The organism is Sphingomonas insulae, assembly GCF_010450875.1.
Classification (GTDB): Bacteria; Pseudomonadota; Alphaproteobacteria; order Sphingomonadales; family Sphingomonadaceae; genus Sphingomonas; species Sphingomonas insulae.
This window is the reverse complement of record NZ_CP048422.1, coordinates 480288-503214: the sequence shown is the minus strand read 5'-3', so window position 1 is coordinate 503214 and position 22927 is coordinate 480288. Positions and strand designations below refer to the sequence as shown.

The following is a 22927-nucleotide window of genomic DNA, read 5'->3' as shown; positions in this document are numbered from 1 at the left end:
CCAAGGACTTCTAATGGACCGCATCGTCTACGACCGCATGGCCGCTCATGATTCCACCCATTGGTGGTATCGCGCGCGCCGCGACATCCTGAGCGACTATCTGACGCGCTACGCCAACGTGCCGAAGGGCGCGCGCATCCTGGAGATCGGCTGTGGCACCGGCCACAACCTGCCGATGCTCGCCGCGTTCGGCGACGTCGACGCGATCGAGATCGATCCCGCCGCCCGCGCCATCGCGAACGAACGGCTCGGCAAGCCGGTCGGCGATGCGCCGTTGCCCGATCTGCCCGGCGTGGCGCGAGGCAGCTACGACCTGGTCGCGGTGCTCGACGTGGTCGAGCATATCGAGGACGACGTCGCCGCGCTGAAGGGCATGGCGAGCCTGCTCAAGCCCGGCGGAAAGATCCTGGTCGCCGTTCCGGCGCATCAATGGCTGTGGAGCGCGCACGACGTCGTCAACCACCACCACCGCCGCTATTCGAAGGGGTCGCTGGTCAGGGCGATCGCGGCGGCCGGGTTGACACCCCGTAAGCTCACCTATTTCAATTCGCTGCTGTTCCCACTCGCGGCGGCGGCGCGGATCGCCGGCCGGCTGACCGGGCGCGACGACAGCGATGATTCGCCCCCCGCCAAGCCGCTCAACGCGCTGTTCGAAACGATCTTTCGGCTGGAACGCCATGCCGTGGGCCGCGTGCCGCTGACGCCGGGCGTGTCGATCGTGACGTTGGCGGAGCCCGCCGGCTGACGTCGATCGGCACGCGGGCCGGTTACGCGATCATCACGCGCTCTGGCCCGCCCGGTCCTCCTCGAACTCCGGCGACGGCTCGGCGGCATTGAATCCCAGGGTCGAATGGCCCTTCACCGGTCCGGCGATGTCGGCGACCAGATACAGCGGCCGCCGCTTCGATTCGATATACAGCCGGCCCAGATATTCGCCGATCATGCCCAGCACGAACATCTGCACCGCGCTCAGCACGGTGACGACCAGCATCGTCGAGGTCCAGCCCTGCACCGGCGATCCTTCGAAGAACCCCCACAGGATATAGAACAGCAGCAGCAGCGACGCGCCCGCCAGGATCACCGAGGCATGGCTGGCAAAGCGCAGTGGCGCGGTGGAAAAGCCGGTGACCGCATCGAAGGCGAGGCGCACCATCTTGCCCAGCGGATAATTGGTCTCTCCGGCATGCCGCTCGGCGCGATCGTACGGGAACGGCACCTGCCGGAACCCCACCCATGCCACCATCCCGCGGATGAAGCGCGCCTGTTCGGGCAGCGACAGCAGCGCGTCGAGCGCGCGGCGGCTCATGAGCCGGAAATCGCCGGTGTCGAGCGGGATCGGCGTGTCGGTGACGCGGTCGAGCACGCGATAGAAAGCGGCCGCGGTCGCCTTCTTGAAGATCGTCTCGCCCTCGCGCTTGCGGCGCACTGCATAGACGACGTCGGCGCCTTGCGCCGCCATCGTCGCGCGCATGTCGGTCAGCAGTTCCGGCGGGTCCTGCAAATCGGCATCGATGATGAGGATCTGCGCGCCCGAACACAGGTCCAGCCCCGCCGTCAGCGCCAGCTGGTGACCATGGTTGCGCGACAGGTTGATCGCCACCAGCCGCGGGTCCTGCGCGGCGAGGCGCTGCATCACCGCCCAGCTGTCGTCGCGGCTGCCGTCGTTGATCAGCACGATCTCGTGGTCGTCGCCCACCGCCGCGCGCGCCGCTGCGGCGACCCGCGCATGCAGCAGCTCCAGACACGCAGCCTCGTTGTAGCAGGGGATGACGACGGACAGGGCGGGGCGATACATGATGGGCCGCCTTAACGGGTCGTCGCCCCGTCATCCATATGTAACGTCGTACGCAGGTGTGTTTGGAAACGCTTCGCGCATTGCGGCGCTGCCTGCCCGCTCCGCCGCCCGGGAACGGGGGGAACGATCCCGCACCGCATCGCCAGCGGCGCGTTTTGCCGATGGCCCGATCCGTCCGCTAGCCCAGCAACGTGCTCAGCACGTCGGGATGGAACGCCCAGCCGGCAAAGCCGCACAGCGACAGGAACAGCCCGAACGCGGCAAAGCCCCAGGCCGCGACCAGCAGCCAGCCGCTCTCCGCCAGCGCCGCGACCGCGCAGATCGATATGGCGGTGGCGATCGCCGCCTCGCTGGCGTCGAACTGGTCGTCATGCACGTTCAGCGCGTCGTAGCGTTCGCTCGCCGCCTTGGCCTCGCCGGCCAGGTGCGGTGCCTCGCTGCGATAGCGTGCGGCGTCGGCGGCAAGCTGCACCGACGGCTGCGCGTGCATCGCGGTCAGTTGCAACTGCGCGATCTCGGTCACGCGCAGCTTGGTGCGCGTCGCCTGATATTCGTTCCACAGGTCGACCGACCGCGCCTGCGCCTGGTCCATCGCCTGGACGATGTTGCCGTCCTTGATGTTGCCGAGGCCCATCGCGACCGACAGGATGACCACGGTGACCGCGACCCGGCGGTTGAGGCGCTTGTCCTTGGCCTCGGCGCTGACCTCGAATTCCATGGCGCCGCCTCTGCCGCCGTGGCCCGGGCGGCGCCAGTGAATTGCGCGTCATCTGCGCGCGACGCCCCTGTCATTCGCCGGCTGTCATTGCATGCCCCGGCCGTCAGCTGTAGTCGCGCAATTCGTCGCCGGTGATGTGCACGACGTGCAGCACATTGGTCGATCCCGGCGTGCGGAACGGCACGCCCGCCATCACGATCACGCGGTCGCCCGCCTTGGCGATGCCGGTGCGCAGCGCCATCCGCTTGGCCTTGCCGACCATGTCCTCGAACGATTCGACGTCGCGGGTGTGGACCGCATGCGTCCCCACAGCAGCCCCAGCCGCCGCGCGGTCTCCTTGCTCGGCGTCAGCACCAGGATCGGCACCGACGGTCGCTCGCGCGCGATGCGCCGTGCCGTCGAACCCGATGTAGTGAAGCAGATGATCGCCGTCGCCGACGTGGTCTTGGCGATCTGCTTGGCGGCTTCCGCCAGCGCGTCGGCGGTCGTCGGGTCGGGCCGCATCACGGTGAAATGGACGCGGTCGCCGTGCATCGGGTCGCCCTCGACCGAAATGCCGATCGAATTCATCATCGCCACCGATTCGACCGGCCACGCCCCCGCCGCGCTCTCGGCGGACAGCATGATCGCATCCGCGCCGTCGTAGATCGCGGTGGCGACGTCGGACACCTCGGCGCGGGTCGGCGACGGGCTCTGGATCATCGATTCCAGCATCTGCGTCGCGACCACGACCGGGCGACCCAGGCGGCGTGCGGTCTCGACGATGCGCTTCTGCAGTGGCGGCACCGTCTGCGGCGGCAGCTCGACGCCCAGGTCGCCGCGCGCGACCATCACGCCGTCGCACATCTCGACGATCTCCTCCAGCCGGTCGATCGCCGCCGGCTTCTCGATCTTGGCGAGCAGCGCCGCCTTGCCGCCGATCAGCTTGCGCGCCTCCGCCAGATCCTCCGGCCGCTGCACGAACGACAGCGCGATCCAGTCGACGCCCTGTTCGACGGCGAAGGCGAGGTCGCTGCGGTCCTTCTCGGTCAGCGCCGCCATCGGCAGCACCACGTCGGGGACGTTCAGCCCCTTGTTGTTCGACAGCGGGCCGCCGACCTCGACCACCGTCTCGATCCGCTCGGGGCCGTGATCGGTGACGCGCAGCACCAGCTTGCCGTCGTCGAGCAGCAGGCGCGCACCCGGCTCGATCGCGGCGAAAATCTCCTTGTGCGGCAGTTCGACGCGGGTGGCATCGCCCGGCGTCTCGTCGCGGTCGAGCACGAAGGTGCTGCCGCTTTCCAGCATCGTCCTGCCGCCGTCGAACTTGCCGACGCGCAGCTTGGGGCCCTGCAGATCGGCGAGGATCGTCGTCGGTCGCACGAACTCGCGCTCCAGCCCGCGGATCGCCTGGATCACCGCGACCTTGGACTGCTGGTCGCCATGGCTCATGTTGATGCGAAAGGCGTCGGCGCCCGCCTGGAACAGGGTCGCGATCATCTCGGGGGTGTTGCTCGCCGGACCGAGGGTCGCGAGCACGCGCACCTTGCGTGATCGGGGCGCAATGGCAGTGGTCATGGGGAAAAGGCTCCTGGGGAATGGCCGCGCTCCCCTCTAAACCCTATCTATACGCGATCAACCTTTGGGGGAGCCTTACGTGACCGACAAACTCGATTCCCTGCCCGACGCGGTCGCGGCGCAGGCGTTCCGTCGCCTTGTCCGCCACCTGCGTCACCGCACCGACGCGCAGAACGTCGACCTGATGGGCCTGTCCGGTTTCTGCCGCAACTGCCTGTCGGACTGGATCGAGGAGGCGGGGGACCTGCCGAAGGCGGAGGCGCGCGAGACGATCTACGGCATGCCGCAGGCGACGTGGAAGGCGCGCTACCAGACCGAGGCGACGCCGGAACAGCTCGCCCGCATGGACGAGAGCGTGAAGCGCAACGCGCGGGATGACGCCCTGGACGAGGCGCTCGACGACAGCTTTCCCGCCAGCGATCCGCCCGCGATGACCGAACCGGGCCGGGGGTGAGGGCCGGGGTTGAGCCGGACGTGGTAAACGCCTAGACGCCCGCCCCTACCGGTCGCGACCGGTATCCTTTCAGCGAATCATATGAGGGCCGCGGGGTGCCTGCGGCGGGGTGGGACAATGGCGGACGAACGGCAAGAAGGCATGGGCGGCGGTCAGGTCGCAGCAGACGAACTGCGCCTGCTGATCGAGCGCGCCGAGCGCCTCGAGGAAGAGAAGAAGGGGATCACGGACGACATCAAGGACGTGATGGCCGAAGCGAAGGGGCGCGGCTACGATCCCAAGGCGATCCGCAAGATCCTGTCGATCCGCAAGAAGAAGAAGGAAGAATATCAGGAGGAGGAAGCGATCCTCGAAGTGTACATGCAGGCGCTCGGCATGATCTGATTCGATGGCGGCTTGACCGGCCGTCCGGCGCTGTATTAATCGCATAAGTCACGCTGCGATGGAGCCTGCGCCGATGACCGCCCGTCTTGCCGCCGTCCTGATCTGCGCGGCGGTCGCCTCGCCCGCGACCGCGCGCGTTGCCGATACCGCGGCGGTGGAGCGGGTCGTCGACCGCTTCAACGCCGCCCGTGCGGCCTTCGACCCTGCCGCGCTCGCCGACACGCTGGCGCCGGATTACGAGGAAATCTCACCGGTCGGGGATGTCGACGATCGGGCCAAGGTCCTTGGCTTCTATCGGGCCGATCAGCGCAAGGCCGGGCCGGCGATCCAGAGCAGCGATCGCCGCAGCGCGATCCACGGCCCGTTCGGGATCGCGACGGAGCGGCTGTCCTTCACCATGACGCGCCCCGACGGCACGACGCTGGCCCGCTCGCTCCGCGTCCGCTACGTCGCGGTGCGCAGCGGTGCGGGATGGAAGCTGGTGTCTGCGCAATATACCCCGATGCCACCGGCGAAATGACGATCGGGTGACGATCCTCGCGCTTTCGCTCGGTTTCGTCGCGATCAATCTGCTGACGGTGTTCGCCTTTGCGCATGACAAGGCGCGGGCCGTCTCCGGTGGGTGGCGGGTGCGCGAATCGACCTTGCTGGGCCTCGCCATGGTCGGGGGATCGCCGGGCGCGGTGTGGGCGCGGCACCGTTTGCGCCACAAGACCCGCAAGCAACCCTTCGCGACCTGTCTCGACCTCATCGCCATGGTCCATGCCGGGCTCGCTGTCGGGCTGGCAACGCTGCTGATCGGGTAGATCCGGGCCGATCGTGATCGGAAAGGTCGGGGGGCTACGCCGCCTCGCTCGCCGCCGTCGTCCAGCCCAGCCGCGGGATCGTGATCGATCGCTTGCCCGACAGGTCCACCCGCGCCACGAACAGCTCGCGGCTCTCGATATAGCCGATCAGGCGGCGCACCCGGCCCAGCGAACTGGTGCCGTACGTCTCCGCCAGCGCCGTGTCCGACGGGCAAGGCTCGCCGCCCCGCGCGGCGCGGGCGACCAGCAGGAACGCGCCGATCATGTCGTCGGGCAGGGTGTTGGCCAATGCCATCGCCTCCGCCCATTCCGGATCGGTGACGTCGAAGATGCCTGCCCGCGCCGCCGACAGCCGCCGGGTGAAACCGGGCAGGTCGAGCGGCGGTTTGGCCAGTCCCGCCATCCGGCAGCGCACCTGGAAATCCTGGAACAGCACCGACGGCGGCCGCAGCGCCGAATCGCGATCGGCGACGATCGCCTCCAGCACCCCGGCATAGATCGCCTCGACCTCGCCGTCCGACTTGTCGGGCAGCGGCGCCAGCGTCGCGGGCGGCGCCGGGCGTTCGATCGTGTCGATCAGTTCGTCGGTCGGCACCCGGCGCGGCCGCGATTCGAAACTCATCGGCAATTGTGGCGCTTCGTCCGGCGGCGGTGCGAAGATCAATTGCTGCAGGTTTTCGGCAGGCGCGCTCGGCAGCGGCGTCAGCTTGGGGCTGCCGCTGCGTGCCGAGGTCGCGACCTGGCCGATCTTGACCGTGATCGGCCGCCGCGACACCGCCGGCCCCAGCGCCAGGAAGGTGCCGCGCGCCAGATCGCGAATCGATTCGGCCTGGCGTCGCTCCATCCCGAGCAGGTCGGCGGCGCGCGCCATGTCGATGTCGAGGAAGGTGCGGCCCATCAAAAAGTTCGACGCCTCCGCCGCGACGTTCTTGGCAAGCTTCGCCAGCCGTTGCGTCGCGATCACGCCCGCCAGGCCGCGCTTGCGCCCGCGGCACATCAGGTTGGTCATCGCCGACAGCGATGCGCGTCGCACCTCTTCGGCGACCTCGCCACCGGTGGTGGGCGCGAACAGCTGCGCCTCGTCCACCACGACCAGCGCCGGATACCAATGTTCGCGCGGCGCATCGAACAGCGCCGACAGGAACGCGGCGGCGCAGCGCATCTGCCCTTCCGCCTCCAGCCCCTCCAGGCTCAGCACGACGGACGCCCGATGTTCGCGCAGCCGCGTCGCGATCCGCGCGATTTCGGGAACCGAATAATCGGCGGCCTCGATCACGACATGGCCATAGGGCCCGGCGAGCGTCACGAAATCGCCCTCCGGGTCGATCACCACCTGCTGGACCTGGCCCGCGGATCCTTCCAGCAGGCGGCGCAACAGGTGCGACTTGCCCGACCCCGAATTGCCCTGGACGAGCAACCGGGTGGCGAGCAGTTCCTCAAGGTCCATGGTCACGGGCGCGCCGCGGTCGTCGCTGCCCATGTCTACGCTGACGGTCATTGTGTCGCCGTGTGGCCGATGCAGGGGGCGGGGGCAAGCGGTTTGCGGCGGGCGCCCCGCCGGTTGCGGCCCCGGAACCGGTCGATTACGGCACCGCCCGACCACCGTTACCCCAAGGACGCATCCGATGGCCCAGCGCCCGCTCGCCGATTTTGCCCTGCGCCTGTTGCGCAAGCCCGCCCATGCGCTCGACGCCGAGGAGCGGCGGGTGCTCGACAGCATCGATTCCGGCACGATCGTCAGTCGCGATGCCGGGGACGAGGCGGATGCCCGCGCCAGCCTCGGCGACCGGCTGGCGGACCGGGTCGCGGCGATCGGCGGGTCGTGGGGCTTCATCATCACGTTTACCGTGGTGCTGCTCGGCTGGATGCTGCTCAATTCGGACGTGCTGGCGCATTTCGACGCGGCGTTCGATCCCTATCCCTACATCTTCCTCAACCTGATGCTGTCGACGCTCGCCGCGATCCAGGCGCCCGTCATCATGATGAGCCAGAACCGCCAGGCATCGAAGGACAGGCTGGCCGCCAGCCTCGACTATGAAACCAACCTGCGCGCCGAACTCGACATCCTGCGGCTGCACGAGAAGCTCGACACGCTGGTGCTCGACCGGCTCGCCGCGCTGGAAGCGAAGATCGACGGGCTGGCGATCCGGGCCGCCCCGCTCTAAAGACCGCCGATTACCGATTAGAGGCAGTCATGGCAGGCCATTCCAAGTTCAAGAACATCATGCACCGCAAGGGCGCGCAGGATAAGAAGCGTTCGGGCATGTTCTCCAAGCTCTCCCGCGAAATCACCGTCGCGGCCAAGATGGGCCTGCCCGATCCCGACATGAACCCGCGCCTGCGCGCCGCGGTGAACGCCGCCAAGGCGCAGTCGATGCCCAAGGACAACATCCAGCGCGCGATCGACAAGGCGTCGAAGGGCGACACCGAGAATTACGAGGAGATTCGCTACGAGGGCTTCGGCCCCGGCGGTGTCAGCCTGATCATCGAGGCGCTGTCAGACAACCGCAACCGCACCGCTACCAACGTGCGCACCGCGGTCGCGAAGAACGGCGGCAACCTCGGCGCCTCAGGATCGGTGAGCCATGCCTTCGACCGGATGGGCCTCATCAACTATCCCGCCAGCGTCGGCGATGCCGAGAAGGTGTTCGAGGCGGCGCTGGAAGCGGGCGCGGAGGACGTCAGCTCGACCGACGAGGGCCACGAGATCTGGACCGCGGTGAGCGACATGCACGAGGTCGCCAAGGCGCTGGAACCCGTGCTGGGCGAATATGAGGGCGCCAAGCTCGCCTGGCGCCCGCAGACGATGGTCGCGGTGAACGAGGACGAGGCGGCGACCTTGTTCAAGCTGATCGACACGCTGGACGACGATGACGACGTGCAGACCGTCTGGGGCAATTACGAGGTCTCCGACGAGGTGATGGAGAAGCTCGGCTGACCTTGTCCGATTCACGCGGAGGCGCGGAGGCGCGGAGGGTTGCGTGCGCGGCCCTCCCGTCCCGCGCCAGTGGGCCTTACCTCCCGGCGGCGATGTCGGACGACGGCAGCATCGGGCGCACCCTCTTCGCGTCCTCGCGTCTTCGCGCGAATCATCACCTCTCTTTCGCCGACGGTTCGGAAGAAGAGGGGATTCACACGAAGACGCGAAGACGCGAAGCGAACGAAGAGATTTGGCGGGCAGAGGCGTCGAGAGCGCGGAGGATGTCGGACTCGCGGCGAGCATATTCCGCTTCGGTGACCAGGGTCGCTGCCGCGGCCATCTCTTTTGCGCGCCTCCGTGTGACCCCATGATCATCCTCGGCCTCGACCCCGGGCTCGGCACGACCGGCTGGGGCGTCATCCATGCCGACGGCAACCGGCTGAAGCATATCGCCAACGGCCAGATCCGCACCGATCCGTCGATGCCGCTGCCGCGCCGGTTGTCGAACCTCCATGCTGCGCTGATCGACGTGATCCTCGCCGAGCGGCCCGATGGCGCAGCGGTGGAGGAGGTGCTGGGCAATACCAACGCGCAGTCGACGCTGAAGCTGGGGCAGGCGCGCGGCGTCGTGCTGCTCGCGGCGGCGGGTTCGGGGCTGCATATCGGCGAATACCATCCCTCGACCGTCAAGAAGGCGGTGGTCGGCACCGGCGGTGCTGAAAAGCGGCAGATTCAGGCGATGATGGCGGTGTTGCTGCCCGGCGCGAAGCTCGCCGGGCCCGATGCCGCCGATGCGCTGGCGGTGGCGATCACGCATGCGCATCATCTGGCGTCGGCGCAGGGCATGGCACGGCGGGCGAGGGTGACGGCATGATCGCGCATCTGAAGGGACGGCTCGATTCGACGGGGATCGACTATGCCGTGATCGACGTCGGCGGCGTCGGCTATTTCGTCGGCGCCTCCGCGCGGACGCTGGCGGCGATCGGCCCGGTGGGCGAGGCGGCGATGCTGCACACCGAGATGCTGGTGTCGGAGGATTCGATCCGCCTCGTCGGCTTCGCCCGTGCCGAGGAACGCGACTGGTTCCGCCTGCTGACCGGGGTGCAGGGGGTCGGTTCGCGGGTCGCGCTGGCCATCCTGTCGGCGCTCGACACGCAGGAGATCGCCCGGGCGGTGTCGGCACAGGACAAGGCGACCGTCGCCCGCGCCAACGGCGTCGGTCCGAAGCTTGCCGAACGGATCGTGCGCGAACTGAAGGACAAGGTCGGCACGATGGCGTTCGGCGGCGGCGCCCTCGGCCCGGCGGCCGCCGCGCAGGCGATGCCGGTCGGCGCCGCCGCCGACGCCGTATCCGCCCTCCTCAACCTCGGCTTCCGCCCGGCGGAGGCGGCCAGCGCCGTCGGCGCTGCGGAGGAGGACCTGGGGCCGGCCGCGACGCTGGATGCGTTGGTACGACTGGCACTGCGCAAGGCGGCAAAGTAGCACCCGGCCTCGCTGGACGCTCCGGCGAAACGGGACTATATCGGGAACATGGCGCAGCTCAACGTCTCCCTTCCGGCCGATCTCCAGCGCTATGTCGACGGGCGGGTGTCCGATGCGGGGTTCGCGGATTCGGACGATTACGTCCGCGCGCTGATCGAACGTGATCAGCACCGCTACGCGGATGATGTGCTGCGTGTACGGCGTCTGGTCCAGGAAGGTATCGATTCGGGGGTTATCGATCGCGAGCCCGATGATATCTTGGACGATATCATCGCCGACATTCGCGCCGCCGATGATTAGGCTGCGCGTCAGCGCGCAAGCGCGTCGCGACCTTCAAATGATCGGCACGGACGGGCGTCGGCGTTACGGTCGTACGGCAGCCGAATCGCACATCGAGGGATTTCGGCGCCTGTTCGCCTTGTTGCGCGATCGCCCCTTTGCCGGCCAGGCGTGGCCGGATCTCGAGCTCGACGTGCGGTCGCTGTCGCATCGTCCCCATCGTATCCTATATCGGGTGATCGGCGATGTGGTCGTCATCGATCGAATCATTCATCAGGCGCGCGACATCCGTTCCGCCCTTCCGGAAGCGCAATGACCGACGACCGCCTCCTCACCGCCAGCCGCCGTCCCGAGGATGTCGACGCGGCGCTGCGTCCGCGCAGCCTCGACGAATTCGTCGGGCAGCAGGCGGCGCGCGAGAACCTGCGCGTCTTCATCGAAGCGGCACGCGGGCGTGGCGATGCGCTCGACCATGTGCTGTTCTTCGGTCCGCCGGGTCTCGGCAAGACGACGCTGGCGCAGATCATCGCGCGCGAGATGGGCGTCGGCTTCCGCGCCACGTCTGGCCCCGTCATCGCTAAATCGGGCGACCTCGCCGCGCTGCTGACCAACCTCGAGGACGGCGACGTGCTGTTCATCGATGAAATTCACCGCCTGCAGCCTGCGGTGGAGGAGGTGCTGTACCCGGCGATGGAGGATCGCGCGCTCGACCTGATGATCGGCGAAGGCCCGTCGGCACGCAGCGTCCGCATCGACCTGCCTAAGTTCACGCTCGTCGGCGCGACGACCCGGCAGGGCCTCCTCACCACGCCGCTGCGCGACCGGTTCGGCATTCCCGTCCGCCTGCAATTCTACACCGTCGAGGAACTGACCCGCGTCGTCACCCGCGCCGCCGGACTGCTCGACCTCGGCATCGCCCCCGACGGCGCCAGCGAGATCGCGCGTCGCGCGCGGGGCACGCCGCGCATCGCCGGGCGATTGCTGCGCCGGGTGCGGGATTTCGCCAATGTCGCCGGCACGCCCACCGTCGACCGCGCCGCCGCCGACCGCGCGCTCAACCGGCTGGAGGTCGATTCGCTCGGGTTGGACGCGATGGATCGCCGCTACCTCCACATGATCGCCGACATCTATCGCGGCGGGCCGGTCGGCGTCGAGACGCTCGCCGCCGGCCTGTCCGAACCCCGCGACACGATCGAGGAGGTGATCGAGCCGTATCTGATCCAACTCGGCCTGGTGGCGCGAACGGCGCGCGGCCGGGTCCTCAACGCCGGCGGGTGGAAACATCTGGGATTGAATCCGCCGGCCGGGTCGCAGGACGGATTGTTCGACTGATCGCGATCCGTCGCCGCTTTGCGCCCGGCGGCGGGATATGGTCTACCTCGCGGATCGACGATGACGCGGGAGCCGATCGATGCCGTTCACGACGAAAGCCGGAAACATGCTGGCGATGGCGATGCTGCTCTCGCCCGTCGCCTGGGCGCCGGGCGCTACCGCGCAGGCGAGGTTCCAGGGGGCCGGCCAGACCTCCCGGATCGATTGCGACGGGGGCGAGGCGCATATCGAGGGTGCCAGCAACACGATCGTCGTCGATGGGCCGTGCACATTGCTGTCGGTGCAGGGCGCAGGCAACGTCGTCACCGTGGATCTGGCGGTCAAATCGACCATCCGCGTGGTCGGCAGCAGCAATCGCGTCACCTGGCGGGCGCCCGGCAAGGCCCGTCCGCGCGTGTCGAGCAGCGGCGCCGACAATCACATCCGCCCCGCGCCGTGACGGCGGGCGGCGATGACCCGGTCGCAATGCTTCGCTAGCGGCATTGCGCCATCGCGCGCCTTTTGTTGCGTGGCACTCGGCGCTGGCGTCTGATAGCTAACGCTTATGCCCGTGTCCGCCGCCGCCTCCGCTCGCGAAATCCTCACCCGTCTCCACGACGTCATGGCCGGGCGCAACCCGGCGCAGGCCAAGCTGAACGCCGTCGTCGGCATCATCGCCGAGGCGATGGATAGCGAGGTCTGCTCGATCTATCTGCTGCGCGAGGGGGTGCTGGAACTGTTCGCCACCCGCGGCCTCGACCAGGCGGCGGTGCACGTCACCAAGCTAGCGCTTGGCGAGGGCCTCGTCGGCACGATCGCCGAGGATGTCGAGGTGCTCAACCTCGACGAAGCCGCAAGCCACCCCGATTTCGCCTACAAGCCCGAAACGGGCGAGGAACGCTATCACAGCTTCGCCGGCGTTCCGATCATCCGCCGCGAACGGGCGGTCGGCGTGCTCGCCGTGCAGCATAGCGAACAGCGCAAATATCAGGACGTCGAGATCGAGGCGTTGCAGACGGTCGCGATGGTGCTGTCCGAACTGATCGCCAACGCCGGCCTGATCGACACAGGGCAGACCGGCGAGAACCGGCCGCAGTCGACCGCCGCGGTCCGCCTGCTCGGCCAGAAGCTGGTGGAGGGCATGGGGTCGGGCTATGCCGTATTCCACCAGCCGCGCATCGTCGTCGAACACACCGTGGCCGAGGATACCGACGCGGAGCGCCACCGCGTCTACGCCGCCTTCGACAAGATGCGCGAACAGATCGACCGGATGACGCGCGAGGCGGAGTTTGGCGTCGGCGGCGAGCATGAGGAGGTGCTGCAGACCTACAAGATGTTCGCCTACGACGAAGGCTGGGGGCGGCGGATCAACGAGGCGATCGACAGCGGCCTGACCGCGGAGGCGGCGATCGAGCGCGTGCAGCAGCGCACCCGCCAGCGCATGCGCCAGATCGACGATCCGCTGCTCGCCGACCGGATGCACGACCTCGAGGATCTGGCGAACCGGCTGCTGCGCATCGTCTCGGGCCAGATGGGGACCGCGGCGCAGATGGGGCTGCGCCAGGATACGATCCTGATCGCTCGTAACCTTGGTCCCGCCGAACTCCTCGAATACGACAAGCGGCGGCTGAAGGGGGTGATCCTCGAGGAAGGGTCGCTGACCGCGCACGTCACCATCGTTGCCCGCGCGATGGGCGTGCCGGTACTCGGCCGCGTCCGCGACGTGCGCCGCCTGATCGCCGAGGGCGACCTGCTGCTGCTCGATTCGGTCGCGGGCAACGTCTTCGTCCGGCCCTCGTCGGGCATGGAGGAGGCGTTCGAGGCGAAGCTGGCGCTCCGCCAGAAGCGCAAGGCCGCCTTCGCCGCGCTGCGCGACGTGCCGCCGGTGACGAAGGACGGCCAGCGCATCACGCTGATGGTCAATGCCGGGCTGCGCGACGACGTCGCGGCGCTCGATGTCACCGGCGCCGACGGCATCGGCCTGTTCCGGACCGAATTCCAGTTCCTCGTCTCGGCGACGCTGCCGCAGCGCGAACGCCAGCAGCGGTTGTACAAGGAGGTGCTGGACGCCGCGGGGGATCGTCCGGTGATCTTCCGCACCGTCGACATCGGCGGCGACAAGGCGCTGCCCTATCTCAACAAGGCGGATGCCGACGAAGAGAACCCGGCGATGGGCTGGCGCGCGCTGCGCCTGGCGCTCGACCGTGACGGCCTGATGAAGGTGCAGGCGCGCGCGCTGATCGAGGCGGCGGCGGGGCGCACGCTCAACGTCATGTTCCCGATGGTGTCGGAAGCGTGGGAGTTCGCCGAGGCGAAGGCGCTGTTCGAAGCGCAGCGGGCATGGCTCGCGGCGCGCGGTCGCCGCCTGCCGCTCGACGTCCGCTACGGGGCGATGCTGGAGGTGCCCGCGCTCGCCGAACAGCTCGACCTGCTGCTGCCCGACATCGACTTCCTGTCGGTCGGCACCAACGACCTGACGCAATTCCTGTTCGCCGCGGATCGCGCCAACCCGCGGCTCGCCGAGCGGTACGACTGGCTCAGCCCGTCGATCCTGCGCTTCCTCGCGCGGGTCGTCGCCCCGTGTCGTGCGGCGGGGGTCGACCTCGGCGTCTGCGGCGAGATGGGCGGACGGCCGGTGGAGGCGATGGCGCTGATCGGCCTCGGCATCGATCGCCTCTCGATCACGCCGGCCGCGATCGGTCCGATCAAGGCGATGGTCCGCAGCCTCGATCATGCCGCCTGCCGGGCGTTCGTCGCCGATCTCATCGCGCGGCCACCGCGCGACATGCGGGGCGCGCTGACCGACTGGGCGGTGCAGAGCGGCGTCGATCTGGCCTGAAACGCCGTTCAACCGGGCTGCGGCCACGTTGACTTGCAGCAAGGCATCGGGGAATGTCGCCACCGTCAGCGATCCGCAGCACTCCCTTGGAGATACGAATGGACGAGGTCGATCCCGGCCAGCCCAACCCGAATTCCGTACCCCCGGCCCGGCCGGGGGACCGGTTGCGCGATGCGCGGGAAAGCAGGGGACTGAGTTTGGCGGAGGTCGCCGCCCGCACGCGCGTGCCGCAGCGCCATCTCGAGGCGCTGGAAACGGGCGATTATGCCGCATTGCCGTCCCCGACCTATGCCATGGGCTTTGCCAAGGCCTATGCCCGCGCCGTTGGCGTCGACGAGGTGGTCGTCGCGCAGGACGTGCGCCGCGACCTCGACCGGCTGGGACCGCGTCGCCCCGAATATGTGCCGTATGAAACCGCCGATCCGGCGCGCGTGCCGTCCCGCGGCGTGGCGGTTCTCGGTGTCGGCATCGCGCTCGCCGTCCTGATCCTGGTCGGCCTGTGGTACGGCACCAACCTGTTCCAGCCAGGCAACGGTACGACCGCCACCGGCGACAGCGTCGTGGCACAGACCATCGCACCCACGCCGACCCCTGCGGCCACCCCGGCGGCACCGACGGGTGGCCAGGTGGTGCTGACCGCCAGCGACGACGTCTGGCTGCGCGTCTACGATGCCGACAACAAGACGCTGTACCTCGGCACGATGAAGCCGGGCGAGCGGTTCGAGGTGCCGGCCGGCGCGAAGGATCCGATGATCAACGTCGGTCGCCCGGACAAGCTGGCGGTGACGCTCAACGGCTCGTCGATCCCGCCGCTGGGCGATGGATCGCGTGCGATCAAGGACGTCCGTGTCAGCGGCGAGGCCATCGCCGCGCGCCTGGCGGGACAGCCTGCGCCCACCGCCTCGCCCGCCGCTACCCCGACGACCGCCCGCACCGCATCGCGGGGCACGGCCGCGCGAACCGCGGGGCGTTCGGGCCGGGCGCCGCTCAGCGAGACCCAGCGTGCCAACCTCCAGTCGGCGCAGGATCCTGCGCCGACCGGAAATTCGTCCGCGCCTTAAGGCTGGCGACAGGTGGGCGGATGCAGCTATGACGGCGCCTCGTTAACCAACCACGCGCCGGGGGGTGCCTAAGACCATGCGTACGATCATCTGGGCGCTCGTCGCCGCCACTATCCTGGTTCCCGCCGCCGCCTTGGCGCAGAGCAACGTCGAGGGCCGCGTCGGCAAGCTCGAAAGCGAAATGCGCGCGGTGCAGCGCAAGGTGTTTCCCGGCGGCGCCGGCCAGTACCTCCAGCCCGAGATCACGCGTCCCGATGCGCCGCAGGCCGTCGGCGGCAGCCCTGCCACCAGCGCCGTCGCCGACCTGACCAGCCGCGTCACCGCGCTGGAACAGCAGATGGCCGGCATGACCGACCAGATCGAACAGACCGGCTACAAGGTCCGCCAGTTGCAGGACCAGTTCGACGCCTACAAGCGCAGCACGGATGCAAAGCTGTCCGGCCTCGCCGCGACGCCGGCGCTGGCGACCACGCCTGCCTCCACCCCGCTCCCCGCCACCCGGCTGGGCGAGGACGAGGCGGCAAGCGGTGCGACCCGCCCGTCCCGCACGCCGGCGCGTGGCACCGCCGCCACCCGGCCCGTCGCGACCCCGGTGGCCGCCGTCGACGGCGCGGACGATGCGGAGCCGGCCTCCGCGACCAGGGTCGACAAGCCTGCGACCGGCGACACGCCGGAGGATGAATATCTCTACGGCTATCGCCTGTGGGCGGCGAAGCAATATCCGCAGGCGGAAGCGCAGCTGAAGAAGATGGTCGCCGCCTATCCCAAGCATCGCCGCGCCAGCTATGCGCAGAACCTGCTTGGCCGCGCCTATCTCGACGAGGGCAAGCCCAGCCTCGCCTCGATGGCCTTCTACGACAATTACAAGAAGATGCCGGACGGCGAACGCGCGCCCGACAGCCTCTATTATCTCGCCCAGGCGCTGATGAAGCTCAACAAGCCCGCCGACGCCTGCAAGGTATACGGCGAACTCACCGACGTTTACGGTGCCAAGGTTTCCGGACAGATGAAGGCCGATGTCGAGAAGGGCCGTACCGCCGCCAAGTGCAAGTGAACCGCTGGCCCAGCAGGCCGAGCGTTTCCGTCACGACCTGATCCGCACCCTGGGGCATGATCCCCGGGGCGTGGTGCTGTGCGCCGTGTCGGGCGGTCCCGACAGCATGGCGATGCTGACGCTGGCCGCCACCGCCTTTCCCGGCCACATCCACGCCGCCACGGTGGATCACCGGTTGCGCGCCGATGCCGCGGCAGAGGCGGCGATGGTCGCCGGCCATTGCGCCCGCCTGGGCGTGCCGCACGCCACGCTCGTGCCCGTCGAACCGATCGCCGGCGCCAGCATCCAGGCGGCGGCGCGCCAGGTTCGCTACGCGCTGCTCGCCGGGTACGCCCGCACGATCGATGCCGGCGCGCTGGCGACCGCGCATCACATCGACGATCAGGCCGAAACCTTCCTGATGCGGGCCGCGCGCGGATCGGGCATCGCGGGCCTTGCCGGGGTTCGCCCGCGTACGATGAGCGGTACGGTCACGGTGATTCGCCCGCTGCTCGAATGGCGCCGCGCCGAACTGCGTGCGATCGTCCGCCGTGCCGAGGTGCCGTTCGTCGATGATCCCTCCAATCACGATCCCGCGCACGATCGCACCCGCTTCCGCCGGCTGCTCGATGCCAACGAATGGCTCGGACCACCGCAGATCGCCCGTTCGGCAGCCGCGCTGGCGGAGGCGGACGAGGATGTCCGTGCGATCGTCGAATGGCTCTGGACCACCCGCGCCTCCGTCGCCGGTGGGACGGTCCGCATCGACGTCGCCGGCCTGCCGCGCGAACTCACCCGTCGCCTCGCCCGCCGCGCCATCGGACTGGTGATCGACACCGCCGGCATCGCCGCGCCCAAATGGAGCGAATCGGCCAACGTCGAACCGCTGCTCGACGCGCTCGCGACCGGCCGCCGCGCGACCCAGGCGGGCGTCGTCGTCAGCCCGCACGCGACCGAATGGCGCTTCCGCCCGGCGCCTGCGCGCCGCCCGGCCTGACCGCCCGCCGCCGCGGGAAAGCCGCCCCGGAATCCGGCCTGGAATCCGCCTCGGTCAGGGTGCCGCGCAGGCGTTGCGGACCGTGCTGCCGGCGTCGGACGCGCTCGGCGCCGCCGAACCGCCCTGAATCGTCGTCGGCGCTGACGAATCCGCAGGTCCGTTCCATTGCCATTAACCCCGGTGCGCTTATCTTGGCCACATGAACGACAACGACAAGCAGCCCCCGAACGGCAGCGGGAACGACGGCGGCAATGGCGGCGGCAGCCCTTGGATGAAAAGCCTGCTCATCTGGGTCGGCATTCTGCTCGCGCTTGCCCTGTTCGTGCAGCTGTTCAACGGGCCGACCAGCGCCGGCGCCAGCAACACCGTCGCCTATTCGAAATTCCTCGATCAGGTCGACGAGGGTACGGTGAAGGACGTCGCGATCGGTCGCGACATGATCACCGGCACCTATTCCAGCGGCGACAAGTTCCGGACCTATCCGATCCAGGATTCGACGCTCGTCCCGCACCTGCGCAGCAAGAACGTGACGATCGCGGCGAAGCCGGACGAGGGCACGTCGATGTGGATGCTGCTGCTCTACCAGTCGCTGCCGTTCCTGCTGTTCCTCGGCATCGCCTTCTTCGTCATCAAGCAGATGCAGAAGAACACCGGCGGTGGCGCGATGGGCTTCGGCAAGAGCCGCGCCCGCATGCTGACGCAGAAGGAGGGCAAGGTGACCTTCGACGACGTCGCCGGCATCGACGAGGCGCGCAGCGAGCTGACCGAGATCGTCGACTTCCTGAAGGATCCGACCAAGTTCGCGCGCCTCGGCGGCAAGATCCCGAAGGGCGCGCTGCTCGTCGGTTCGCCCGGCACCGGCAAGACATTGCTCGCCCGCGCGATCGCGGGCGAGGCGGGCGTGCCGTTCTTCACCATTTCGGGCTCGGACTTCGTCGAGATGTTCGTCGGCGTCGGCGCCAGCCGCGTGCGCGACATGTTCGAACAGGCCAAGAAGTCGGCGCCGTGCATCGTCTTCATTGATGAAATCGACGCGGTCGGTCGTCATCGCGGTGCCGGCCTCGGCAACGGCAACGACGAACGCGAACAGACGCTCAACCAGCTGCTGGTCGAAATGGACGGGTTCGAGGCGAACGAGGGCATCATCATCGTCGCGGCAACCAACCGCCCCGACGTGCTCGACCCCGCCTTGCTGCGTCCGGGTCGCTTCGATCGTCAGGTCGTCGTGCCGCGCCCGGATATCGAGGGGCGGATCAAGATCCTCGAAGTGCATATGAAGAAGGTGCCGCTGGCGCCCGACGTCGATGCGCGCGTGATCGCACGCGGCACGCCGGGCTTCTCCGGCGCCGATCTCGCCAACCTCGTCAACGAAGCGGCGCTGACCGGCGCGCGCAAGGGCAAGCGTCTCGTTGCGATGGCCGAATTCGAAGAGGCCAAGGACAAGGTCATGATGGGCGCAGAGCGCCGCAGCATGGTGATGACCGAGGACGAGAAGCGGATGACCGCTTATCACGAGGCGGGCCATGCGATCGTTTCGATCCACGAACAGGCGTCCGATCCGATCCACAAGGCGACGATCATCCCGCGCGGCCGTGCTCTGGGTATGGTGATGCGCCTGCCGGAACGCGATTCCTACAGCTACCACCGCGACAAGATGTACGCGAACCTCGCCGTGGCGATGGGCGGCCGCGTCGCCGAAGAGATCATCTTCGGCTATGACAAGGTGTCGTCGGGCGCGAGTGGCGACATCCAGTACGCCACCGGTCTCGCCCGTGACATGGTCACCAAATGGGGCATGTCGGACAAGGTCGGCCCGGTGGAATACGCCCAGCCGGAGGGCGAATCGTTCCTCGGCTATTCCTCGTCGCAGCCGGTGCGCATGTCGAATGCGACCGCGCAGCTGATCGACGACGAGATCAAGGGCATCGTCGAGGGCGGCCTCACCCGCGCCAAGCATCTGCTGACCGAGCATGTCGACCAGCTCCACCTGCTCGCCGGTGCGCTGCTCGAATATGAGACGCTGTCGGGCGACGAGATCAAGAAGCTGATCGCCGGCGAAGAGATCGGCCGGCCCGATCCGTCGGGGCCGAAATCGAACGTGCCGCGGGCCGGCACGTCGATACCGAAGACCCGGCGTCCCGGCGGACCGTTCGGCAATCCCGCGCCGCTCGGTGCCTGACCCTGGCCTTAACCTCAGCCGACGGGGCGGTTCATCACCCCGTCAGCGACGATCGACTAATCGGCGGCATTCCATCCGGAGTGTCGCCGATGTCGCGTAAATCCCTGATCGCCCGCTGTTTTGTGATGGGCGCATTGTCGCTTGCCGCCGCAACGTCCGCCTCTGCGGCGATGACCGTCGGCACCTTCCTCGCCAAGGCCGCACCGCTTCGCGCCAACCCGTTCACCGCGCTGACCAACCCTGATTATCAGGTACTGAAGGCGGAGGCCGATGCGGCGACCCGCGAACTCCGGGCCGAGGGCGCGGCGCGCCAGGCCGCCGGCAAGCCGCCGATCGCCTGCATGCCCGATGGTGAAAAGATCGGCATCCTCCAGATGCTCGGCGGCCTCGACGCATTGTCGCCTGCTGACAAGAAGCTTCCGCTCAAGCAGGGCTATGCCAAGGTGCTCAGCCGGACCTACCCCTGCTAGCCGCTGTTGGATCACTTGGGCGGCGGCAGGCGATGTAGCGCCGTCGCTTCAAGGACTTGCGCCGCTGTCGAGACGCCGCTGTCCTATCTGGTCCGGACGTGGAAGGTTGCGATCGCTCGTGTCGGGCCGTGATCCGGGGCACGCAGGTGATCGTCGCAAGGTGCCGCCGCTCGCCGTGGCCCGCCGGCCGCAGGAGTGAGACTTTCGTGACTTTCAGTGCTGCCGTTCAGTCGGTCAGCCCATGCAGGGTCAGCAGCAGGACGAACGCGAGCAGCGCCGTCCAGGCGAACACCAGCAGCACCACCGTCCGCCACAATGCCGATCGCTTGCGCAGCGAATAGGCGCCGCGCAGCTGCCGGAACATGTGCAGCGGCGGCACCGCAAAGACCGCGAGCACGATCCACCCTCCGGGGACGCCGGCCACGCCGACCAGCATCAGCGTGATGACCATCAGCATCATGAACGCCAGGCTGTACGTCACGAAGATCGCATGATCGTACAGCGTGAAGCGCCGCCGCCACAGGAAGAGCAGCGCCACGAACGGCGTCGAGATCGGGATCAGCAGCCAACTGTATTTGTACGCGCTCGTCTGCAGCTTGTAGAGCGCCAGTCCGGGATTGTCGTTCGCCTTGGCCAGGCCATGGTCCAGCGCCGCCCAGCCGGTCTTGGCATTGGTCAGCGTGAATTGGGTGTCGTCATCGCGCTTGCCCCCCGCCTGCGTCCGCTTCAGCGCGGCGATCGCGGTCTGCAGCGATGCGATCTCGGCATCGACATCCTTCGTCGACCGGTTGGCGGCGACCAGCGCGGCGCGCTGGGCCTGGCTTTTCTCCAGGCTCTTCTGCACCTTGTCGACCGCGCCGACGGCGCTGATGAGGTTGCTGTTCAGCCGGTCGCGCGACACCGCCTCGGTGATGTCGCCGCCCAGCGCACTGATCGTCGCGAACATCAGGAACACGGTGAACAGGAACAGCGCCAGCGGCGAGACGAAGCGCGCACGTTCGCCGGCGACATAGCGGCGGGTCAGGTCGCCGGGCCGCCACAGCAGCATGGGCAGCGTGCGCCAGATCTTGCCTTCGAAATGGAACACGCCGTGGGCGATCTCATGCCCGATCGCGCCGATCGATCGATGGACATGCCCCGACTGCCCGCAGGCATGGCAATGCGCCCCGATCAGCCGCGTTCCGCAATTGAGGCACAAGCCATCATGCGCGTGACCCGTCCCTTCCCCGGCATGCGGCTCCACCGTCCGCGCGCCCAGCGCGCCGGTGATGAGGTCCGCTGCTGCTGTGATATCCCCCGACATGTCGGGCAGCCTAGCAACCCTTCGATCATGGCGCGAGTGGCTTCGCTATGGTAACGATCCGTATGGCCGACGCTGACAATCCGACCGAAATGATCGCCGATATCGGCCGCCGGGCCCGGCACGCCGCGCGCACGCTAGCCGGCCTGCCCACCGCGGCGAAGGCGGCGGGCCTGCGCGCCGCCGCCGCCCGGCTGCGCGGGGCGGAAGGGGATATTCTCGCCGCCAACGCCCGCGACATGGCGGCCGGCGAAGCGCGCGGCCTTGGCGCTGCATTGCTCGATCGCCTGCGGCTCGATCCGCCCGGGTCGCCGGCATGGCGGCCGGCGTCGATGCTGTCGCGGGGCTTCCCGACCCGGTCGGCCAGACGATCGACCGCGTCGAACGGCCGAACGGCCTCCGGCTGTCCCGCGTGCGCGTGCCGATCGGCGTCATCGGCATCGTCTACGAATCGCGACCGAACGTCACCGCCGACGCCGGCGTGCTGTGCGTCATGGCCGGCAATGCCGCGATCCTGCGGGGCGGGTCTGAGGCGGTGCACAGCAACCGGGCGATCCACGCCGCGCTCGCCGCCGGCTTCGCGGATGCGGGCCTGCCCGCCGACGCCGTGCAGCTGGTGCCGACCACCGACCGCGCCGCCGTGGGCGCTATGCTCGCCGCCGATGGCGCGATCGACCTCATCATACCGCGCGGCGGCAAGAGCCTCGTCGCCCGTGTCCAGGCCGAGGCGCGCGTGCCGGTGCTCGCCCATCTGGACGGCATCAACCACGTCTATGTCGATGCGTCCGCCGACCCGGACATGGCTGCCCGGGTCGTCGTCGATGCCAAGATGCGCCGGACCGGTATCTGCGGATCGATGGAGACGTTGCTGATCGACCGTGCCTATCCGCATGGTCGGGCGCTGGTTGCCGCGCTCGCGGCGGCCGGTTGCGAAATCCGCGGCGATGCTGCGACGGTGTCGCTCGCCGGGGTGGCGGCGGCCGGTCCGGAGGATTGGGATACCGAATATCTCGACGCCATCGCCTCGGTCGCGCTGGTCGACGGCGTCGATGGCGCGATGGCCCATATCGCCCGCCACGGCTCGCACCATACCGACGCGATCGTCGCGGCGGATGCGGCGATCGCCGAACGCTTCCTCGCCGGCGTCGACAGCGCGATCGTGCTGTGGAACGCCTCCACCCAGTTCGCCGACGGCGGCGAATTCGGTCTGGGCGCGGAAATCGGCATCGCCACCGGCCGCCTCCACGCCCGTGGCCCGGTCGCGCTGGAAGGGCTGACGACCTACAAATGGATCGGCCGCGGTACGGGGCAGGTCCGCGGTTGAAGCGGTCCGGCGGCCCGT

23 protein-coding genes and 2 pseudogenes are annotated in these 22927 nt (G+C 68.7%); 20 read left to right on the top strand and 5 right to left on the bottom strand.

Features of this window, described 5'->3' with window-relative positions:
• The first annotated feature begins 13 nt into the window (after window positions 1-13).
• Entirely contained in the window at window positions 14-745 is a 732-nt protein-coding gene (locus tag GTH33_RS03940; protein WP_163957185.1) for a class I SAM-dependent methyltransferase, read from the top strand.
• Between the two features lie 33 nt (window positions 746-778).
• Here the strand turns inward: GTH33_RS03940 and GTH33_RS03935 are convergent, their stop codons facing one another.
• The 3 genes and pseudogenes from GTH33_RS03935 to pyk all read right to left on the bottom strand — a co-directional run bounded on the left by GTH33_RS03935 (window position 779) and on the right by pyk (window position 4070).
• Window positions 779-1795 (bottom strand): glycosyltransferase family 2 protein, encoded by a 1017-nt coding sequence (locus tag GTH33_RS03935; RefSeq protein WP_163957184.1) that lies wholly within the window; start codon window positions 1793-1795, stop codon window positions 779-781.
• 178 nt (window positions 1796-1973) lie between these two features.
• Window positions 1974-2513, bottom strand: a complete 540-nt coding sequence (locus GTH33_RS03930) for a DUF4337 domain-containing protein (protein ID WP_163957183.1) — start codon at window positions 2511-2513, stop codon at window positions 1974-1976.
• Between the two features lie 103 nt (window positions 2514-2616).
• Window positions 2617-4070, bottom strand: a pseudogene (gene pyk / locus GTH33_RS03925) (pyruvate kinase).
• A gap of 79 nt (window positions 4071-4149) precedes the next feature.
• Between pyk and GTH33_RS03920 the strand changes: the two are divergent.
• The 4 genes from GTH33_RS03920 to GTH33_RS03905 all read left to right on the top strand — a co-directional run bounded on the left by GTH33_RS03920 (window position 4150) and on the right by GTH33_RS03905 (window position 5714).
• Window positions 4150-4524, top strand: a complete 375-nt coding sequence (locus GTH33_RS03920; RefSeq protein ID WP_163957182.1) for a DUF1244 domain-containing protein — start codon at window positions 4150-4152, stop codon at window positions 4522-4524.
• Window positions 4525-4641: 117 nt separating this feature from the next.
• Window positions 4642-4908 (top strand): DUF2312 domain-containing protein, encoded by a 267-nt coding sequence (locus tag GTH33_RS03915; protein WP_163957181.1) that lies wholly within the window; start codon window positions 4642-4644, stop codon window positions 4906-4908.
• Window positions 4909-4981: 73 nt separating this feature from the next.
• Entirely contained in the window at window positions 4982-5428 is a 447-nt protein-coding gene (locus GTH33_RS03910; protein ID WP_163957180.1) for a nuclear transport factor 2 family protein, read from the top strand.
• Between the two features lie 7 nt (window positions 5429-5435).
• Window positions 5436-5714, top strand: coding sequence for a DUF1294 domain-containing protein (locus GTH33_RS03905; protein ID WP_163957179.1), 279 nt, complete (start codon window positions 5436-5438; stop codon window positions 5712-5714).
• 34 nt (window positions 5715-5748) lie between these two features.
• Here the strand turns inward: GTH33_RS03905 and GTH33_RS03900 are convergent, their stop codons facing one another.
• Complete coding sequence (locus tag GTH33_RS03900; protein WP_163957178.1) at window positions 5749-7212, bottom strand: ATP-binding protein; 1464 nt, start codon at window positions 7210-7212, stop codon at window positions 5749-5751.
• Window positions 7213-7339: 127 nt separating this feature from the next.
• Between GTH33_RS03900 and GTH33_RS03895 the strand changes: the two genes are divergently transcribed.
• The 14 genes from GTH33_RS03895 to GTH33_RS03830 all read left to right on the top strand — a co-directional run bounded on the left by GTH33_RS03895 (window position 7340) and on the right by GTH33_RS03830 (window position 20285).
• The gene (locus GTH33_RS03895; RefSeq protein WP_163957177.1) at window positions 7340-7879 is read left to right on the top strand and encodes a DUF1003 domain-containing protein; all 540 of its coding nucleotides are present in this window, start codon (window positions 7340-7342) and stop codon (window positions 7877-7879) included.
• Window positions 7880-7908: 29 nt separating this feature from the next.
• Window positions 7909-8652, top strand: a complete 744-nt coding sequence (locus GTH33_RS03890; RefSeq protein ID WP_163957176.1) for a YebC/PmpR family DNA-binding transcriptional regulator — start codon at window positions 7909-7911, stop codon at window positions 8650-8652.
• 349 nt (window positions 8653-9001) lie between these two features.
• A complete protein-coding gene (gene ruvC, locus GTH33_RS03885; RefSeq protein ID WP_163957175.1) occupies window positions 9002-9508 on the top strand; it encodes a crossover junction endodeoxyribonuclease RuvC in 507 nt (168 codons plus the stop codon).
• Window positions 9505-10116 (top strand): Holliday junction branch migration protein RuvA, encoded by a 612-nt coding sequence (ruvA, locus tag GTH33_RS03880; protein WP_163957174.1) that lies wholly within the window; start codon window positions 9505-9507, stop codon window positions 10114-10116. The genes ruvC and ruvA overlap by 4 nt, the downstream gene beginning before the upstream one ends.
• A 48-nt stretch (window positions 10117-10164) precedes the next feature.
• Entirely contained in the window at window positions 10165-10416 is a 252-nt protein-coding gene (locus GTH33_RS03875) for a ribbon-helix-helix domain-containing protein (RefSeq protein ID WP_163957173.1), read from the top strand.
• Window positions 10417-10453: 37 nt separating this feature from the next.
• Entirely contained in the window at window positions 10454-10711 is a 258-nt protein-coding gene (locus GTH33_RS03870) for a type II toxin-antitoxin system RelE/ParE family toxin (RefSeq protein WP_163957172.1), read from the top strand.
• Window positions 10708-11727: a Holliday junction branch migration DNA helicase RuvB gene (gene ruvB, locus GTH33_RS03865; protein WP_163957171.1), complete on the top strand. Its 1020-nt coding sequence runs from the start codon at window positions 10708-10710 to the stop codon at window positions 11725-11727. Before GTH33_RS03870 ends, ruvB begins: the two co-directional genes overlap by 4 nt.
• 79 nt (window positions 11728-11806) lie before the next feature.
• A complete protein-coding gene (locus GTH33_RS03860) occupies window positions 11807-12166 on the top strand; it encodes a DUF3060 domain-containing protein (RefSeq protein WP_163957170.1) in 360 nt (119 codons plus the stop codon).
• 105 nt (window positions 12167-12271) lie between these two features.
• A complete protein-coding gene (gene ptsP, locus GTH33_RS03855) occupies window positions 12272-14545 on the top strand; it encodes a phosphoenolpyruvate--protein phosphotransferase (RefSeq protein ID WP_163957169.1) in 2274 nt (757 codons plus the stop codon).
• Between the two features lie 98 nt (window positions 14546-14643).
• Window positions 14644-15606 (top strand): helix-turn-helix domain-containing protein, encoded by a 963-nt coding sequence (locus tag GTH33_RS03850; protein ID WP_163957168.1) that lies wholly within the window; start codon window positions 14644-14646, stop codon window positions 15604-15606.
• A 76-nt stretch (window positions 15607-15682) separates the two neighbouring features.
• Entirely contained in the window at window positions 15683-16660 is a 978-nt protein-coding gene (locus tag GTH33_RS03845) for a tetratricopeptide repeat protein (RefSeq protein WP_163957167.1), read from the top strand.
• Window positions 16623-17636: a tRNA lysidine(34) synthetase TilS gene (gene tilS / locus GTH33_RS03840; RefSeq protein ID WP_163957166.1), complete on the top strand. Its 1014-nt coding sequence runs from the start codon at window positions 16623-16625 to the stop codon at window positions 17634-17636. The genes GTH33_RS03845 and tilS overlap by 38 nt, the downstream gene beginning before the upstream one ends.
• A 199-nt stretch (window positions 17637-17835) precedes the next feature.
• A complete protein-coding gene (gene ftsH, locus GTH33_RS03835) occupies window positions 17836-19815 on the top strand; it encodes an ATP-dependent zinc metalloprotease FtsH (protein WP_163957165.1) in 1980 nt (659 codons plus the stop codon).
• Between the two features lie 89 nt (window positions 19816-19904).
• Window positions 19905-20285: a hypothetical protein gene (locus GTH33_RS03830; RefSeq protein ID WP_243848494.1), complete on the top strand. Its 381-nt coding sequence runs from the start codon at window positions 19905-19907 to the stop codon at window positions 20283-20285.
• Window positions 20286-20511: 226 nt separating this feature from the next.
• On the opposite strand, the gene GTH33_RS03825 is transcribed toward GTH33_RS03830, so the two are convergent.
• Entirely contained in the window at window positions 20512-21588 is a 1077-nt protein-coding gene (locus tag GTH33_RS03825) for a DUF3667 domain-containing protein (RefSeq protein ID WP_163957164.1), read from the bottom strand.
• 62 nt (window positions 21589-21650) lie between these two features.
• On the opposite strand from GTH33_RS03825, the pseudogene GTH33_RS03820 reads away from it, so the two are divergent.
• Window positions 21651-22909: pseudogene (locus GTH33_RS03820) on the top strand (glutamate-5-semialdehyde dehydrogenase).
• Window positions 22910-22927 lie beyond the last annotated feature (18 nt).